Raw genomic sequence first — 15816 nt, 5'->3', positions numbered from 1 at the left:
GGCAATAATTTCACGTAGTGGCGAAGACGCAGCGCAAGCTCCGTGATCATTCTTGCACTCAGTATGTATTCCATGGCGCTTGCTGTTGCGCCTTGCCCAATCATGTAGTGTTACCAGGACTCTGCCTTGAAACCAATTACCGCCCTCCTGCTTGCCGCCGGCATCTTGTCGCCGTCGTTCATCCTGGCCGCCACCCCCGTCGAAGCGGCACCGACCCAGAAAACCGGCAAGGCCGCGCCGAACCGCGCCGCCGCCGTCAAGGTCACGTCCGTCGAAGGCATTACCGAATACCGGCTGGCCAATGGCTTGCGCGTGCTGCTGTTCCCCGATGCCAGCAAGCCGACCCTGACCACCAACATCGTCTACCTGGTCGGTTCGCGCCATGAAAACTATGGCGAAACGGGCATGGCCCACTTGCTCGAGCACTTGCTGTTCAAGCCCAGCGCCAACTTCGGCATCAAGAAGGACACGAAAACCCCGGTCGAGATCCTGAACTCGACGGGCGCGCAGTTCAACGGCACCACCTGGTACGACCGCACCAATTACTACGCCACCTTCCCCGCCAACGACGACAATCTGCGCCAGATGCTGGCCATGGAAGCGGACCGCATGGTCAACGCGGCCATCGACCAGAACGACCTGTGGAATCCGAAGACGCAGAAGGGTGAAATGACGGTCGTGCGCAACGAGTTCGAGATGGGCGAGAGCGATCCGATCGGCGTGACGAGCGAGCGCATCCAGGCCATCGCCTACGACTGGCACAACTACGGCAAGTCGACCATCGGCGCCCGTTCCGACATCGAGCAGGTGAACATTCCCCGCCTGCGCGCGTTTTACCATAAATATTATCAGCCCGATAACGCCGTGCTGATGGTGGCGGGCCGCTTCGATGAAGCGAAGGTCTTGAAGCAGATCAATGAACTGTTCGGCAAGATCCCGAAACCGACGCGCGTGATCGAACCGACCTACACGGCCGAACCGGTGCAGGATGGCGAGCGCGCCGTGACGGTGCGCCGCAGCGGCGGCACGCAGTTCGTCGGCGCCGGCTACCACGTGGCACCGTCCGGCAATCCGGACGCCGTCGCCATTGAGGTGCTCGGCCACGTGCTGACGGATGCACCGGCCGGCCGCCTGCACAAGGCGCTGGTGGAAACCAAGCTGGCCAGCAAGATCGAATACAACTCCGTGAGCAACCTGGAGCCGGGCTACAACCTGTTCGGCGCGCTGGTGCCTGTCGATGGCAACCTCGACGCGGCGCAAGCGGCCATGCTGAAAGTGCTGGAAGACTTGAAGTCGCAGCCGGTCACGGACGCGGAAGTGGCGCGTGTGAAACAGCAGCTGAACAAGCAGGTCGAACTGATCACGTCGAACACGGCGCGCATGACGATCGCCCTGACGGAATCGCTGGCGGCCGGCGACTGGCGTCTGTTCTTCCTGCAGCGCGACCAGCTCGACAAGCTGACGACGGCGCAGGTGCAGGCGGCGGCCGAGAAATACCTGAAGAGCTCGAACCGCACGCTGGGCCGTTTCATCCCTACCGATGCGCCGGACCGCACCGTCGTGCCGGCCTACGCCGACGTGGCGCCGCAATTGGCCGGCTACACGGGCCGCGCCGTCGTGGCGCAGGGCGAAGCGTTCGACCCGAGCCCCGACAATATCGAAGCGCGCACCACGCGCTTCACCTTGCCGAATGGCCTGAAGGGCGCCTTGCTGCCGAAGAAAACCAAGGGCAATACCGTCAGCGTCGTGTTGAAATTGCAGATCGGCAGCGAAGAGAGCTTGCGCGGCAAGGGGCAAGTGGGCAGCTACACGGCCAATCTGCTGTCGCGCGGCACGGATAAACTGTCGCGCCAGGAAGTGAAGGACAAGTTCGACCAGTTGGGTACGCAAGTGGCCATCACGGGCGGCGCCGAGGGCGTCACCGCCATGCTGACGGGCAAGCGCGAGAACTTGCCGGCCGCCATGGACCTGCTGGCGCAAGTGCTGCAAAAGCCGGCCCTGAGCGAAACGGAATTCCTGGAATTGCAGCGCGAGCGCGTCGGCCGCGCGGAGCAGGAATTGCCTGAACCGCAGCCGCTGGCCGTGAACGCCTTCCGCCGCCTGCTCGACGCCACGCCGGAAGGCCATGTGCGCCACGTGGCCACCTTGCCGGCGGAACTGGCGCAATGGAAAGCCATCAAGGTTGCCGATGTGAAAGCCTTCCATGGCGCCTACTATGGCGCGTCGAACGCCACCTTTGCCGCCGTCGGCGACTTCGATCCAGCCGCGCTGAAGGCGCAAGTGGCCAGCCTGTACGGCAGCTGGAAGGCGCAGCAGCCGTATGTGCGCATTCTTGACGCCGTCAAGCCCGTCAGCGGCGAGAAAGTCACGCTGGAAACGCCGGACAAGGCCAACAGCGTGCTGTTCGCCATCCAGCCGATTCCCCTCAAGGATGATGCCGCCAGCTATCCGGCCTTGCTGATGGCCAATCACATGCTCGGTGGCGGCGCCTTGCGCAGCCGCCTGGCCGACCGCATCCGCCAGAAGGAAGGCCTGTCGTACGGCGTCGGTTCACAAGTGAGCATCCCGTCGCGCGAGCCGGCCGGATACTGGATGGCGTATGCGATCAGCGCGCCGCAAAACACGGTCAAGGTGGAAGCGGCCCTGCGCGAGGAAATCGCCAAGGTGCTGGCCGACGGCTTCACGGAAGCCGAACTGGTTGAAGCGAAGAAAGGCTGGCTGCAATCGGAAGAAGTGGGCCGCACGCAGGACGCGGGCCTGGCGCGCGAACTGGCTGGCTACCTGGCGCAGGACCGCACGATGGCGTACGACAAGGACCTGGAAGCGAAAGTGGCCGCCTTGACCTTGGCGCAAGTGAACCAGGGCCTGCGCGAATACCTGAAGCCATCGGCCGTCTCGGTGGTGGTGGCGGGCGACTTCGCCAAGGTGGCGAAAGAGGGTGAAAGCGGCGCCAAGGCAACGACGTCGAAATAAGCTGTTTTACATGGAAAAAACCCGCCGGCAAGTTACCTTGCCGGCGGGTTTTTTATTGATGCGTGTCAGCTTAGCGTGGGGCAAGCTCGGCTACATAGATTTCCACGCGGCGATTGCGTGCGCGTCCCGATGCATCGGCATTCGAGGCGATCGGCTCGCGGGCGCCGCGGCCTTCCGTCACGACGCGGGTCGGCGAGACGCCGCGCATCGACAGGTAGTCGCGCGTGTGGGCTGCGCGTTCCACCGACAGCGGCTCATTGATGGAATCGCTGCCCGTGCTGTCCGTGTGGCCGATGATGCTGACCGTGGTGTTCGGGTTTTCATTCAGGGTGGCGGCAAAGCGGTCGAGGATGGGGCGGAAGTTGCCCTTGATGTCGGCACGGTTGGTGTCGAAGGAAATGTCGCTCGGGATTTCCATTTTCAGGCGGTTATCGGCCGTTTGCGACACTTGCACACCAGTACCCTGTGTCGCTTGTTCCATCGCGCGCTTCTGGTTTTCCATGCGGTTCGACCAGATATTGCCGACCACGGCGCCAGCTGCGGCACCGATCAGGGCGCCGCCGGCCGTGCGGCCGCTGCTGCCGCCACCGGTGGTGCCGCCGATCAAGGCGCCCAGGCCCGCGCCGATGCCGGCGCCCGTGGCCGTGCCACGCTGCGTCGAGGACATGTCAGCACAGCCGGTGGCGGCCAATGCGATCACCAGCATGCCGATCAGGGATTTGGCACCAGGGCCTTTTTTGAATGTTTCTTTCATGGATTTTCTCCTTGTTTTGTTATTGGGACATACCCAGGAATTACCTGCACACGTTACTGCAAAATGCCGCGGCGTGCCAGTGCGCACGCACTGTATGCAAAAGGCGGCAAAAAGGCGGCGCCGTTTGCACGCGCGCCGCCCTGTCTGGCCAGTGCGCTGGCCTCTATAAACCGCGCCCGCTGATCAAACGCAGCAGCACCATGATCACGGCGACCACCAGCAGAATGTGAATGAAGCCGCCAATGGTATAGGAAGTTACCAGGCCCAGCAGCCAAAGAATAATGAGTACGACGGCGATTGTATACAGCATGATGTGTCCTCCGAGAGTAATGTGTGGATGACGGCGGCTGCCTTGGCCGGGCGCTGTCATCGGTTTTTGTCATTGCGCGGCGACTGGGTCGCTGAACGCTGATGCCATGACTTATTGTCTACTTTGTTTCTGAAATTTTCTGTACGGTGCCGTACACAAGCCTTATTTACCCAACTTATTCCTGATTTAGCCAGCTTATTTGGCCAAATTCCGCTCGCGTAGCGGTGGCGTTTCCTGTTCGCCATCCATGCCCGGTATCCAGGCCAGCATGCCGGCCAGGCCGATGGCGCCGGCCAGGCAGCTGACCATGCCGCCCGTCAGCAACAGCATCACGCCAAACACGGGCGCGCTCGCTTGCACGGGCGCCAGGTCCAGCGCGCAGAAGCCGAGCGCGGTGGCCAATGCGCCGCCACCGATAAAGCCGAGCCAGATCCGGCGGCTGCCTGTCTTGTCGTTTTCCATCGCATCTCCTTGAAGACATCCGTTGAACTTTCTTGAATGCATCATCTCGCGGGACGGCAAACTCATCTGTACGCCAACGAACATTATCAAAAAGAAAACGCCCGGACGGGCCGGGCGAGTGTTGAATTTGCAACTAATCGCGGCAGCGGCGCCGCCGCGGTTCGCTTAGCCCATGGCGCGCAAGCCGCCGTTGACGATGCGCACGCGGTCGCCCTGGCGCCAGTTCGGCGCGGCGCTCTGGTGCACGGTGCGCGTCTTGCCGTTATCGAGGCGCACGACGATGTTGTAGCTGCGCGTGGCGCGCACGCTGCCTTCGATCTGGTTGCCGGCCACGGCGCCGCCAACGGCACCCAGCACGGTAGCCAGTTGCTTCCCATGACCGCCGCCTACCTGGTTGCCCAGCAAGCCGCCGACGACGGCGCCGCCGGCCGCGCCCACGCCGCTGCCTTCGGCGCGCGTATTGACTTCATGGATGGCTTCGATCACGCCGCAATTGCTGCACACTTGCGGCGCCGGGGCTGCTGCGTATTGTTGCTGTGGTTGCGGCTGGGGCTGTGGCTGGCGCACCGGTTGCTGCTGTTGCTGTTGCTGTTGCTGCTGCTGTGGCGGCAGGGCGGCCAGCGGCTGCGCGCCGGCAGGCTGCAGGTTCGCTGGCGGCTGGTTCGCCTGCAGGCTGGCCATCTGCTCGGCCGAGGTGCTGGCTGCCAGCGGCTGGCTATCGCCCTGGGACGAAGGCAGCCAGCCCATCAGGGCCGCCGTGCCGACGCCGCAAAACAGCAGGACGGCGACGGCGGCGGCAAGCACCAGCGGATGGAGGGATTTGGTGGTGGTGGTCATGGAAGGCTCCTTGTTTTTAAAATAATGAAATGGGTAGTGCGTGTTATCCGTGCATGCGGCCAGTGTGCTGTACCGCTTGCCCCGCTTCCGTGCGTCACCGTACATACAGGGACGGTACTGCACCGTAGGCTAGGTAAAAATTATGTCGAGTTGTAACGACACCAAGGAAAAGCAATGCCACTAACGAACGCCAGCACGACCCTGTCCCGCGATACAGGCCGATCCGGCCTGGGGTCGCCCATGGGCGCGCCTGACGCCGGCAACCGCTTGCTGGCCAGCCTGCCCCAGCACGACTTGCGGCACCTGACGGCGCTGTTCGATACCGTCACCGTCGAGGTGGGCGAGGTGCTGTACGAACCTGGCCAGCCTATCGCCCACATCTATTTCCCCGGCGACTGCCTGATCTCGCTGCTGGCCGTGGCGGAAGGCCGCATGACCCTGGAAGTGGGCTCCGTCGGCCGCGAAGGCGTCCTGGGCGCTTCCGTCGCGCTCGGTCATGACCTGGCGCAAGTGCGCGCAGTCGTGCAACGTTCCGGCACGGCCAGCCGCATCGCGCGGGCCGATTTCTGCGCCGAGTTCGCCCAGCTCGAGTCCCTGCAGCGTTTGCTGTACCGCTACACGGACACCCTGCTGGCACAAGCCATCCAGATTGCCGTGTGCAGCCGCTTCCACGTGCTCGAGGCGCGCCTGGCCCGTTCGCTGCTGATCACGCGCGACCGCTTGCAGTCCGAAAAATTTCACCTCACGCATGAATTCCTCGCCCATACCCTCGGTGTGCGGCGGGTCGGCGTGACCAAGGCGGCCAGTGCGCTGCAACAGCAAAAACTCATCACTTACAGCCGTGGCAATATCGAGATCCTCGATTCGGCCGGCCTGGAAGCCGTTTCCTGCCGCTGCTACGAGCTGGTCAAAGATAGCGGCACCATCGGCATGGCCAACGTCTTCGTCTGATTCCTGTTTTTTTTAAAGCTTATACCGCAGACGCAAAAAAGCGGGGCGGGCGCCTGCGCACCCACCCCGCTTTTTTCATCATCGATTACTTCGGCTTGACCTGGTTACCGATCACGCCGCCGACAGCGGCGCCGCCGACTGCGCCGACAGCGCTACCGCCCGTCAGCACGGAACCGGCAACGGCGCCGACGCCGGCGCCGATGGCCGTGTTTTTATCCTGACCGGACATGTTGGCGCAAGCCGTCAGGCTCAGCAGAAGGGCAGCAACGGAAGTGGTAGCGGCGATTTTTTTAATGATTTGCATGATAGTTCTCCTATGAATTCGGACCTCGTGGCGCCGGCATGGTATGGGCCGGATGACTTCGTGACGCCGTGTGTTTCAGGCACGATCACAGGATAGGATTGCGACAAGGCAGGGTCTGTTCGGCAACGCACATAGGTGTGTAACAATTGTAAAGGCACCCACACCCCGTTCAGCGCACCTTGCGTACGGCTTTCCCCGGCTTGGGGGCGACTGGCTTGACGCGCGCCTGGGCCAGCAGTGCCGCGCATTCGCTATCCTCGACGGGACCGGCATTGACCAGCGGCAGCAGCGCCGCCACGGGCGCCACCACGGCCAGCGCCAGGGCGCCACCGGCGCGCAGGGCCAGCACGCCCTTGTCGACGCTCACGTCGGGTTTGCTGAAAGTGCCATGCACATACAGGGGCGAGCGCAGCGAAAAGACGCGCAAGCCCTTGCTGTCCGGCCGCAGGGTCAGGTCCAGCCGTTCATCGGCCAGGTTCACCGTGCCGTCGATATTCAGGACGGCGTCATCCGTGTCGACGAAGAACTGGCGCGTGCGCATCAGTCCCTTGGTGACGGCGAAATCGGCGGCCATGCAGTTCAGCTTGACCTGCTTGTCGCCTGACAGTTTGGCCAGCACGACGCTGCCGATATTCAAGCCCATTTCTTCCAGCAGCAGCTTGCTGATGCTGCCCCGGTTGATCAGCGCGCGCACTTCGCCGTTCGAGCTGCCCAGCAGGGTGGCGACGGAATTGCCCGTGGCCGACAGCGAAGCGTCGCCATTGATTTCGCCCACGCTGGCCTGCAGGGCAGGCAGGCGGGGGAACAGTTGCTGGATGTGCAAATGGCGCGCGCTGGCCTTGAGTTCGGCGGCGATGCCGTTGGCGATGACCTTGCCGCTGCCGTCGAGCTTGATCTGCGACGTCAGGGTGCCGCCCGCCACGTTGAAGTTGAGCGGCGTCAAGGACAGCACGCCATCCGTCAGCACCACATGCGTGTCGAGCTTGCTGATCGGCAGCTCGGCGTCGCGCGTGATCTTGTCGGCCGTGTAGCGCACGTCGGCGTCCAGGCTGGTCCAGCGCTCCGTCTTGAACGTTTCCACCGGCAGCACGCGGCCAGCCGGCTGCGTCGAGGCCACGCCCCGTTCCTTCTTGCTGGCGCTGGAATCGGCGCCCACCAGCGGACCGAGGTCGGAAAATTGCAGCAGGCGCGAGTGGACTTCGCCCGTCAGGCGCTTGCGCGGCGTGCTGGCGGAAAAAGCCAGCTTGCCGCTGATGTCGCTCGACCCTACCTTGCCGCTGAACTTGTCGTATACCCACTCGCCGCCGCGCGGCGCCAGGGTGCCCGTCAAATGGCCTTCCGTGCTGAAGTGCGGCGTTTCCGGCAGCAGCACGCCCGTCAAGGGATACAGGCGCGCCATGCTGGGGCCGGACAGCTTCAGGCGCACGTCGAGCGCGGCCAGGTTCGCCGGACGCGTGAGCGTGCCTTCGATGGCCATGCTGTTGCCGCCCGCCCGCATGTCGGCCTGGATGGGGAAGGGCGTGCCTTGCTGCTGCAGCGACAGTACGCCGCCCGCCTTGCCGCCGCCCTTGACGGTTTCGCCACGGTATTTGCCGGACAGCGTCCAGGCGATGCCGTAGCGCGCGTCGCCCGCAATGGTGTCGACATCGGCGCGCATGGCCGTTTTGCTGACGCCATCATCCAGGGTCACGGTGCCCTTGCTGAAGACCACGCTTTGCAATTCCAGCTGCCACGGCGACGGCTGTTCCTGCTTGTCGAAGGTCCAGTTGTTCTTGCCGTCCTTGTTGCGCAGCAAGCGCACCTGCGGCGTGTCGAAGCGCAATTGCGGGATGATGATTTTCTTGTCCAGCAGGGCCAGCGGATTGAGCGAGAACGCCAGCTGGCTGACGCTGGCCAGCTGCGCTTCGTCATCCGTCCCAGCCATGGTGCTCGGGTTGCCCAGGCGCACATCCTTGGCCTGCAGGTGCGGCCATGGCAAATAGTCGCGCCAGCTTTGTTTTCCTCCAGCCGTCGGTTGCTGCCACGTCAGCGCCAGGTCGCCCTCGATGGCAAACGGCCGCGCCAGCGCTTCGCTGACGCGCGCGTTGAGCCAGGGTTTGGCGCGGTTCCAGTCCATGTTCAGCAGGACGATGGAAGCCGTGACGGGCACGGCGATGAGTACGGCGGTGCTGGCGAGGGCTATTTTCTGACGGCGGGAGAGCGGCATGAGCGGATTCTTTCTGTACAAGTAGTCATGATGCTACAGGAATCGTCCTGAAGCCGGGGCCGTTTCAGGTTTTACTGGCGGGCACGTGCGCTAGCGCACGTTGCCCATGCAAGTATTGTCGATTTCCTACCCTATGTGCGGCACCGAACGGATATGCGGGGAGCCGGAGCCTATAACGTCTACATCAAACGCCGTTCCTGATTCCAGATGCACCGACGTATGAACCTTACTGCTTACATTCTCCAGGAGAAGAAAAATGACAAACCGAGATTTCAAGATGTCCCCGTTGGCCGCCTTGGCCGCCTGCGCCACCGCCGTTGTCCTGATGACGGGCTGTTCCAGCCTGAAAACGCCAGCCACGGCCGACGTTGCCGTGTCGCGCGCCGCCGTCGATAACGCCGCCAGTGCCGGCGCCGCCGACCTGGCGCCCGATGAAATGCGTTCGGCCCGCGAAAAAATGCGCATGGCCAACCAGGCCCTGAAAGACCGCGACTACAAGACGGCACGCGACCTGGCCGACCAGGCGCAAGCCGATGCCAAGCTGGCGCAAAGCAAGGCCAACTCGGCCAAGGCCACCAGCGCCGCCGACGAGATCAACGAGAACATCCGCGTCATGCGCGAAGAGCTCGACCGCGCCAATCAGCAAGCCCCAAAACAATAACTAATAACAATAACTAGGACCCCATCATGAAAAAAGCTACTTACACCACCATTCCCGGCCTGCTGGCCATGGCCGCCTTTGTCGCCGCCTGCAGCTCCGCACCGACCACCACCAGCCTGCTCGACCAGACCCGCGGCGACTACATGGCGGCGCAATCGAACCCGATCGTGTCGACCTATGCGCCACGCGAATTCCGCGAAGCGAGCGCTGCCCTGGAAGCGGCGAACGCGGCCGCCACGCGCCAGGAAGATAGCGAAAAAGTCGACAAGCTGGCCTACCTGGCCAAGCAAAAGATAGCCACGGCGCAAGAAGTCGCCAAGCAGAAAGCTGCGGAAGCCGATATCGCCAACGCCGGCAAGCAGCGCGATCAATTGCGCCTCGATGCGCGCACGCAGCAGGCTGACCAGGCCACTGCGCGCGCCCAGTCGGCGCAGGCCGATGCGGAAGCGGCCAAGGCCCAGGCGCAAGCGGCCGAAGCGTCGGCCCGCGATGCGCAAGCCCGCGCCGCCGGACTCGAGGCGCAGCTGGCCGACTTGGCCGCCAAGAAAACCGAACGCGGTATGGTGATCACCCTGGGCGACGTGCTGTTTGGCACGGACAAGGCGAATCTGACGGCCGATGGCGCGAATACGGCGCGCAAGCTGGCTGATGTGCTGAAAAACAACCCGCAGCGCACCGTGCTGATCGAAGGCTTCACGGATAGCACGGGCGGCTCCGCGCACAACCTGGAATTGTCGCAACGCCGCGCCGAATCCGTGCGCAATGCGCTGCTGGAGCAAGGCATCAGCCGCGACCGCATCGCCACCAAAGGCTATGGCGCCGCCTATCCGGCCGCCGGCAATGACACGGCGGCAAACCGCCAGTTGAATCGCCGGGTGGAAATCGTGCTGTCGGAAGATAACACCGCGATTCCCGCCCGCCGTTAAACGCCTTGGGACGTTGTAAGCCAAAGGCAGCACCGGCCGAACCTTGGCCGGTGGATACCCATGCAAGACTTGAAAGGAAACATCATGACACCAACATCTGTTGAGATTCCAGCTGGCATCGATACGGCGGCCATCCGCGCTGCCGCGAAAAATTTGGACGATGGCGCCGTGACGGCCGGCTACCAGGCCGACCGCGAGGAGTTAATTACCCTGCTGAATGGGGCGCTGGCCACCGAGCTGGTGTGTATCGCACGCTATAAACGCCATTACTACACCGTAAGCGGACGCGACAATGGCAGCATCAAGGCCGAGTTCCTCGAGCATGCGCAGCAGGAGCAGGAACATGCGGACTGGCTGGCCGAACGCATCGTGCAATTGAATGGCAAGCCAGATTTTAATCCTGCAACATTGCTTGCGCGTAGCCATGCCGAGTATGATGACTCCGAAGACGTGCAGAGCATGGTGCGTGCCAATCTGATCGCGGAGCGGGTAGCGATCGAGTCGTATCGCCAGATGATCGTGAAAATCGGCGACAAAGACCCGACCACACGCCATTTGTTGATCAAAATCATGGCTGTTGAAGAAGAGCACGCCGATGATATGCGCGATCTAATGGAATAGTGTTTTTGAGTAAAGTAGGTATAGTAACTACATTCATCCACAGCTAAGGAGCTAAACCATGTTGGAAAATAATATCACTACCGTTAATAACGATGTCAAAACCCTGGTCAAGGATGCACAAGCCCTGTTCAGCGCCGCTGCTGCCCTGACTGGCGAAAAAGCCGATGAAGTACGCATCAAGGGCATGAAAACCCTGGACGCCGCCCTGGCCAAGGCGCATGAAGCGCAAGCGTCGGCCATCGTCGCCACCAAGCAGATGGCTGCCCAGGCAGACGGCTATGTCAAGGAAAACCCATGGCGCACGGTGGCCGTTGCCGCTGGCGTCGGCGTGCTGGTCGGCTTCATCCTGGGCCGCAAGTAATCCCATACAGGAGCGATATGGACAAGTCTGCTTCGTCTCACCAGGGGCCGGGATTGATCGGCTCGGTCGCCGGCCTGGCCAAAAACGCCGTCGGACTGATGTTGTCGCGGCTGGAACTGGCCACCATCGAGCTGTCGGAAGTGCGCAATCACATGCTGCAGCTGATTGTCATTTTCGCGCTGGCGACGGTGGCGGGCTTGTTTGCCATCGCTTACGGCAGCGTGCTGATCGTTTTCCTCGCCTGGGATAGCCTGGGCTGGAAGATCCTGGCGATCATGACGGTCGTGTTCGTACTGCTGGCCATCGCGCTGGTCATGTATGCGCGCGCCATGCTGCGTCAAGGAAAGCTGTCGATGCCGGCCACCATGGCGGAATTGAAGGCCGACCGCGACATGCTGATGTAAGCTGCCTCACGAGGAGAATTCATGTCGGAAACCGACAAACTGGCGGCGCAAGCCGCCCGCAAGCGCCTGCTGATCGCCCAGGGCGAAATGTACCGCGTGGGCATCGTGCATGCGCGCGCCAACGTGGGCTATGCATTGCGTCCCGAGTCGATGCTGCAGGGCGTGGTCGAGACGGCGGTCGGCTTTGCCGGCCACCGCGTCGAGTCCCTGCTGGCGCCGGGCGGCATGCGGCTGCAAGGCGCCATGCCCTATGTGCTGACGGCGCTATCGTTTATCGGACGCAAGAAGCTGGTCAAGCCGGCCTTGGTCCTCGTGGCCGTTGCCGCCGTTGCCGCCAGCTGGCTGCGCCGCAAGCGCTGAACGCCAGCCGTGTTGCACAGGAACGCCGTCATTGACGGCGTTTTTTTTGCCTGCACCCAAGGTCCGGCGCGCACTGACGCAATCCCTTACAATGATTCACGCCGCATTCCGCGCGGCGGACAGAGGGGCCATCTTGATGACGCATTCGAAGACACCGATCAATCAGTTAAATCCCTCGCGCCTGCGCATCGTGCTGGTGCTACAGGGTGGCGGCGCACTGGGCGCCTACCAGGCCGGCGTCTACCATGCGCTGCACGAACATGGCCTGGCGCCCGACTGGGTGGTGGGCACCTCTATCGGCGCCATCAATGCCGCCATTCTGGCTGGCAACAAGCACGAAGACCGGCTCGTGCGCCTGAAACAGTTCTGGCAGCGCGTGGCGCACCGCGACAGCATCGACATGAACCTGGTCTCCGACCAGCAGCGCCGCTCGAACATCTGGCTGGCCACGCTCGATACGGTGCTGCGCGGCGTGCCCGGCTTCTTCAAGCCGCGCACCTTCAGCCTGTTTCCTGCCGGAATCGCCGTCAAGCCGGAAGAGGCCAGTTTTTATGACACCAGCGAGCTGGCCAGCACCCTTGAGGAACTGGTCGACTTCGATTACCTGAACGAGCCGGGCGGCATGCGCCTGACGGTCAACGCCCTGCGCGTCAAATGCGGCAGCCTCACCAGTTTCGACAGCCAGCAGCAAGCCCTGACGGCCGACCATATCCGCGCCAGCGGCGCCTTGCCGCCCGGCTTTGCCGGCGTGCGCGTCGATGGCGATTTATATTGGGATGGCGGCCTGTACTCGAATACGCCGCTCGAAACCGTGCTCGACGACACGCCCCACGTCGACACCCTGGTCTTCATGGTGGATCTGTGGAGCTCGGAAGGGCCGGAACCGACCACCCTCGATGAAGTGCAGACGCGGCAAAAGGATGTCACCTTCGCGTCGCGCTCGAAGCGGCATATCGCCGATTATGTGAACACGCACACCTTGCAGCGCAAATTGCGCGAACTGTATGCCGGCCTGCCCGACACCAAGCACAACCGCCAGCAGACGGAAGAACTGGTGGCGCTCGGTTGCGACAGCACCATGCACATCGTGCGCCTGCCGTATGCGGGGCGCGACTGGCACATGGCGGCCAAGGATATCAATTTCTCCAAGGGCTCGATCGAATGGCGCTGGGAGCAGGGCTACCAGGATGGCTTGCGCGCGATCAAGGCGGCCGGCTGGCTGGCTTTTGTCACGGAAGATACGCCGCTCGTGGTGCACGAACTGCCACCCTACGAACGCGACGCCGCCTAGTGACGCCTGTCAAAAACTGCTGCGCGTCGGTATAGGCGGCCTGCGATGCTCACCGTACTAGATGTACGGTTGCGCTTCTTGGCCACCTCTCCCTTCCTCTCGCGACGGTTTTGCCAGGCGTTGCAAGAGTACAGAGCAAGAGTCATCACTGCGTATGCGCCGCTGCACGCAGTTTTTCCGCATTCGCCATGTCTTGCCGGTACGTGTCTTGTGCATCCTTTAGGCAGGTGGCGCGCGCGGCGGACGGTTCCGTACGGCAGGCTTTTTTGGCTTCGGCCAGGGCGGCGGCGATTTCTTTGCGCAGAGTGCGCAGCTGGGCTTGCGCCGTGCTGTCTTCCTGGTACCAGCGTTGCGGGTCGCCTGGCTGCGGCGTGGCTGTCTGGGCCAGTGCCAGCGGCGCCAGGCTGCAGGCGAACAGGGTCGCCAAGAGTGTGTTGTGGATAGTCATGATATTTCCTCCTTGAAATAAAAAAGGCGCCGTAGCGCCTTTTTTTACAACCTGCCTGTCAGTAATAGCAGGATCAGTATCACTACGACCAAGCCGGCGATGCCGCTGGGGCCGTAACCCCAGTTGCGGCTATGCGGCCAGGTGGGCAGGACGCCGACCAGGGCCAGGATCAAGATGATCAGAATGATGGTGCCCATGGTATCTCCTTGTTTGGTGCATGGTCCGGCGCAGGCTTGCTGGCAAGCCCGGCCAGTGGATTAATAGCGGTAGACGCGGCCGTCAACGACGCGCACGCGGTTGCCCGGGCGCAAATCATTGGCGTTGTCTTGCACCACGGTACGGTATTCGCCGTTGTCGAGACGCACGCTGATCTGATAAGCCTGTGCCTGCTGCTTGCGGCCTTCGACCTGGTTGCCCACGACGCCGCCGGCGACGGCGCCCGCCACGGTAGCGGCCGTGCGCCCGCTGCCCGAACCGATGGTATTGCCCAGCAGGGCGCCGGCGATGCCGCCGACCACGGCGCCGGCGCCGCTGGTTTGGCCGCCACCCTGCACGATTTGGATGGAATCGACGGTGCCGTACATGGCGGACTCAGGCTGGTTGGCCGGGTAATACTGTTGTGATTGGGAAGGGCCGGTGGCACAACCGCTCAGTACGGCGGTGGCGGCGAGCATCAGTGCGGCCAAGGTGGCGTTGGTTTTCATTTTATTCTCCTGACGAGGTGAGGGTGTAGTGCCATCTTAGTCATGCCCCCGTCCCGGGTCTGTACGCTGCCGCACGTAGTTATTTGCTGCCAAAAATGGTATTTTTTACCGTGGCGATCCACCAAAACGTTGTTATTTCTCCCTGTATCCCTTTCGCTTTCAAAATAAATTACTTGTGTACGGCAGCGTACAGAAGAGCGGCGACTATCCACGTAAAACGGTAGTCATGCCAAGCAGACATGTTTGGTACCACCAGGGAGAAATACAATATGAACAAGAATAAGCTTTTCACCGCCATCGTCGTCAGCCTGGCATGCGCCGCCTGGGGCGGCCAGGCAGTGGCCGCCACGCCGGAAGCAAAAGCAGCCTACAAGGCGGCCAATGAACAGGCGGCCCTGAACTACAAGCTGGCGCATGCCGAGTGCGAAAAAATCACGGGCAACCCGAAGGATGTCTGCATCGCCGAAGCGAAGGCCGTGCGTACCTACGATGAAGCCGTGGCCCAGGCGCAATATACGAATACCCTGCGCGCCTACACCAAGGCGCGCATCAAGATTGCCGATGCCAATTACGACGTCGACCTGGCGCGCTGCAATGCGGTGACCGGCAACGACAAGGATGTCTGCGTCAAGCTGGCCAAGTCCACCAAGGTGGCGGCCCTGGCCGACGCCAAGGCGGACAAGAAAGTCATCGAAGCGCGCAGCGATGCGCGTGAAGCAAAAAGAAAAGCCGAGTACAAGGTCGCGACAGAAAAATGCGATGCATTAGCCGGCGCAGCCAAGGATGACTGTATCAAGGCTGCAAAAACCCAGTTTGGCTACTGAGCTCCATCCGGCGCGCAGTCACCACACTGGTATAAGAAGCTCATTGTGAGCACATTGATTGACCACTCCTAAGGAAAAAACCATGAAATTCACTAAATCTATCGCTACTGGCCTTTTCGTCGCTTCCCTGTTCGCCGTTGCAGGTTGCGCTTCGACCCCAACCAAGGAAGGCACGGGCGAGTACATCGACGACGCCGCGATCACCACCAAAGTGAAGGCCAGCATCTTCAATGAGCCTACCCTGAAATCGACGGAAATCAACGTGGAAACCTTCAAGGGCGTGGTTCAGCTGAGCGGCTTCGTTGCCCAGCCAGCCGATGCCGCCAAAGCGGGTGAAGTTGCCCGTGGCGTCAAGGGCGTGAAGTCGGTGAAAAACGATATCCGCGTCAAGTAATGGCCTGACCCGCCGCAGCGGCCAG

20 protein-coding genes are annotated in these 15816 nt (G+C 62.3%); 11 read left to right on the top strand and 9 right to left on the bottom strand.

All coding sequences use genetic code 11. From position 1 onward, the window contains the following. The first annotated feature begins 126 nt into the window (after positions 1-126). Complete coding sequence (locus AC54AG_RS23550; protein WP_496631714.1) at positions 127-2973, top strand: M16 family metallopeptidase; 2847 nt, start codon at positions 127-129, stop codon at positions 2971-2973. A 70-nt stretch (positions 2974-3043) separates the two neighbouring features. Here AC54AG_RS23550 and AC54AG_RS23545 read toward each other — a convergent pair whose 3' ends face one another. From AC54AG_RS23545 to AC54AG_RS23530, 4 genes are all read right to left on the bottom strand, one after another. After that, positions 3044-3679 (bottom strand): YiaD family glycine zipper/OmpA-like lipoprotein, encoded by a 636-nt coding sequence (locus tag AC54AG_RS23545; RefSeq protein WP_070304156.1) that lies wholly within the window; start codon positions 3677-3679, stop codon positions 3044-3046. A gap of 211 nt (positions 3680-3890) precedes the next feature. Beyond that, positions 3891-4037, bottom strand: a complete 147-nt coding sequence (locus AC54AG_RS23540; protein ID WP_010396376.1) for a lmo0937 family membrane protein — start codon at positions 4035-4037, stop codon at positions 3891-3893. 195 nt (positions 4038-4232) lie between these two features. Further along, entirely contained in the window at positions 4233-4499 is a 267-nt protein-coding gene (locus AC54AG_RS23535; protein WP_219329640.1) for a hypothetical protein, read from the bottom strand. Between the two features lie 165 nt (positions 4500-4664). After that, positions 4665-5336: an outer membrane lipoprotein gene (locus tag AC54AG_RS23530; RefSeq protein WP_338681445.1), complete on the bottom strand. Its 672-nt coding sequence runs from the start codon at positions 5334-5336 to the stop codon at positions 4665-4667. A gap of 174 nt (positions 5337-5510) precedes the next feature. On the opposite strand from AC54AG_RS23530, the gene AC54AG_RS23525 reads away from it, so the two are divergent. Beyond that, on the top strand, positions 5511-6287 hold the full coding sequence (locus tag AC54AG_RS23525; RefSeq protein WP_496631713.1) for a Crp/Fnr family transcriptional regulator: 777 nt from the start codon (positions 5511-5513) through the stop codon (positions 6285-6287). 85 nt (positions 6288-6372) lie between these two features. Here AC54AG_RS23525 and AC54AG_RS23520 read toward each other — a convergent pair whose 3' ends face one another. Both AC54AG_RS23520 and AC54AG_RS23515 read right to left on the bottom strand, forming a co-directional pair. Then, the gene (locus AC54AG_RS23520) at positions 6373-6591 is read right to left on the bottom strand and encodes a YMGG-like glycine zipper-containing protein (RefSeq protein WP_034758955.1); all 219 of its coding nucleotides are present in this window, start codon (positions 6589-6591) and stop codon (positions 6373-6375) included. A gap of 169 nt (positions 6592-6760) precedes the next feature. Further along, positions 6761-8797, bottom strand: a complete 2037-nt coding sequence (locus AC54AG_RS23515) for an AsmA family protein (RefSeq protein WP_496631712.1) — start codon at positions 8795-8797, stop codon at positions 6761-6763. A gap of 256 nt (positions 8798-9053) precedes the next feature. Between AC54AG_RS23515 and AC54AG_RS23510 the strand changes: the two genes are divergently transcribed. The 7 genes from AC54AG_RS23510 to AC54AG_RS23480 all read left to right on the top strand — a co-directional run bounded on the left by AC54AG_RS23510 (position 9054) and on the right by AC54AG_RS23480 (position 13421). After that, positions 9054-9458, top strand: coding sequence for a DUF4398 domain-containing protein (locus AC54AG_RS23510; RefSeq protein WP_051992010.1), 405 nt, complete (start codon positions 9054-9056; stop codon positions 9456-9458). 26 nt (positions 9459-9484) lie between these two features. After that, positions 9485-10384 carry an OmpA family protein gene (locus AC54AG_RS23505; RefSeq protein WP_034758945.1) on the top strand — a complete coding sequence of 300 codons (900 nt, stop codon included), beginning with the start codon at positions 9485-9487 and terminating at the stop codon, positions 10382-10384. Positions 10385-10444: 60 nt separating this feature from the next. Continuing rightward, positions 10445-11005, top strand: a complete 561-nt coding sequence (locus AC54AG_RS23500; RefSeq protein WP_373917172.1) for a ferritin-like domain-containing protein — start codon at positions 10445-10447, stop codon at positions 11003-11005. Positions 11006-11063: 58 nt separating this feature from the next. Beyond that, entirely contained in the window at positions 11064-11366 is a 303-nt protein-coding gene (locus AC54AG_RS23495) for an ElaB/YgaM/YqjD family protein (RefSeq protein ID WP_034758939.1), read from the top strand. Between the two features lie 17 nt (positions 11367-11383). Beyond that, positions 11384-11770 carry a phage holin family protein gene (locus tag AC54AG_RS23490; RefSeq protein WP_034758936.1) on the top strand — a complete coding sequence of 129 codons (387 nt, stop codon included), beginning with the start codon at positions 11384-11386 and terminating at the stop codon, positions 11768-11770. Positions 11771-11791: 21 nt separating this feature from the next. Beyond that, positions 11792-12130 carry a hypothetical protein gene (locus AC54AG_RS23485; RefSeq protein ID WP_034758933.1) on the top strand — a complete coding sequence of 113 codons (339 nt, stop codon included), beginning with the start codon at positions 11792-11794 and terminating at the stop codon, positions 12128-12130. 136 nt (positions 12131-12266) lie between these two features. Further along, entirely contained in the window at positions 12267-13421 is a 1155-nt protein-coding gene (locus tag AC54AG_RS23480) for a patatin-like phospholipase family protein (RefSeq protein WP_139090914.1), read from the top strand. A gap of 145 nt (positions 13422-13566) precedes the next feature. Here the strand turns inward: AC54AG_RS23480 and AC54AG_RS23475 are convergent, their stop codons facing one another. The 3 genes from AC54AG_RS23475 to AC54AG_RS23465 are packed head-to-tail and all read right to left on the bottom strand — an operon-like array spanning position 13567 to position 14573. After that, positions 13567-13869 carry a hypothetical protein gene (locus AC54AG_RS23475; RefSeq protein ID WP_219329638.1) on the bottom strand — a complete coding sequence of 101 codons (303 nt, stop codon included), beginning with the start codon at positions 13867-13869 and terminating at the stop codon, positions 13567-13569. Positions 13870-13913: 44 nt separating this feature from the next. Beyond that, positions 13914-14066: a DUF3309 family protein gene (locus AC54AG_RS23470; protein ID WP_010396415.1), complete on the bottom strand. Its 153-nt coding sequence runs from the start codon at positions 14064-14066 to the stop codon at positions 13914-13916. Positions 14067-14126: 60 nt separating this feature from the next. Continuing rightward, on the bottom strand, positions 14127-14573 hold the full coding sequence (locus AC54AG_RS23465) for an outer membrane lipoprotein (RefSeq protein WP_034758920.1): 447 nt from the start codon (positions 14571-14573) through the stop codon (positions 14127-14129). Positions 14574-14842: 269 nt separating this feature from the next. Here AC54AG_RS23465 and AC54AG_RS23460 point away from each other — a divergent pair, with 269 nt between their 5' ends. Together AC54AG_RS23460 and AC54AG_RS23455 are read left to right on the top strand one after the other, a co-directional pair. Continuing rightward, entirely contained in the window at positions 14843-15397 is a 555-nt protein-coding gene (locus tag AC54AG_RS23460) for a hypothetical protein (RefSeq protein WP_034758917.1), read from the top strand. A gap of 82 nt (positions 15398-15479) precedes the next feature. Further along, entirely contained in the window at positions 15480-15791 is a 312-nt protein-coding gene (locus tag AC54AG_RS23455; protein WP_034758914.1) for a BON domain-containing protein, read from the top strand. Positions 15792-15816 lie beyond the last annotated feature (25 nt).

The sequence above is a fragment of the Janthinobacterium sp. BCJ23 genome (assembly GCF_059617945.1).
Note: the sequence above shows the minus strand (reverse complement) of the source record. Positions and strands in the feature narration are given on the sequence as shown.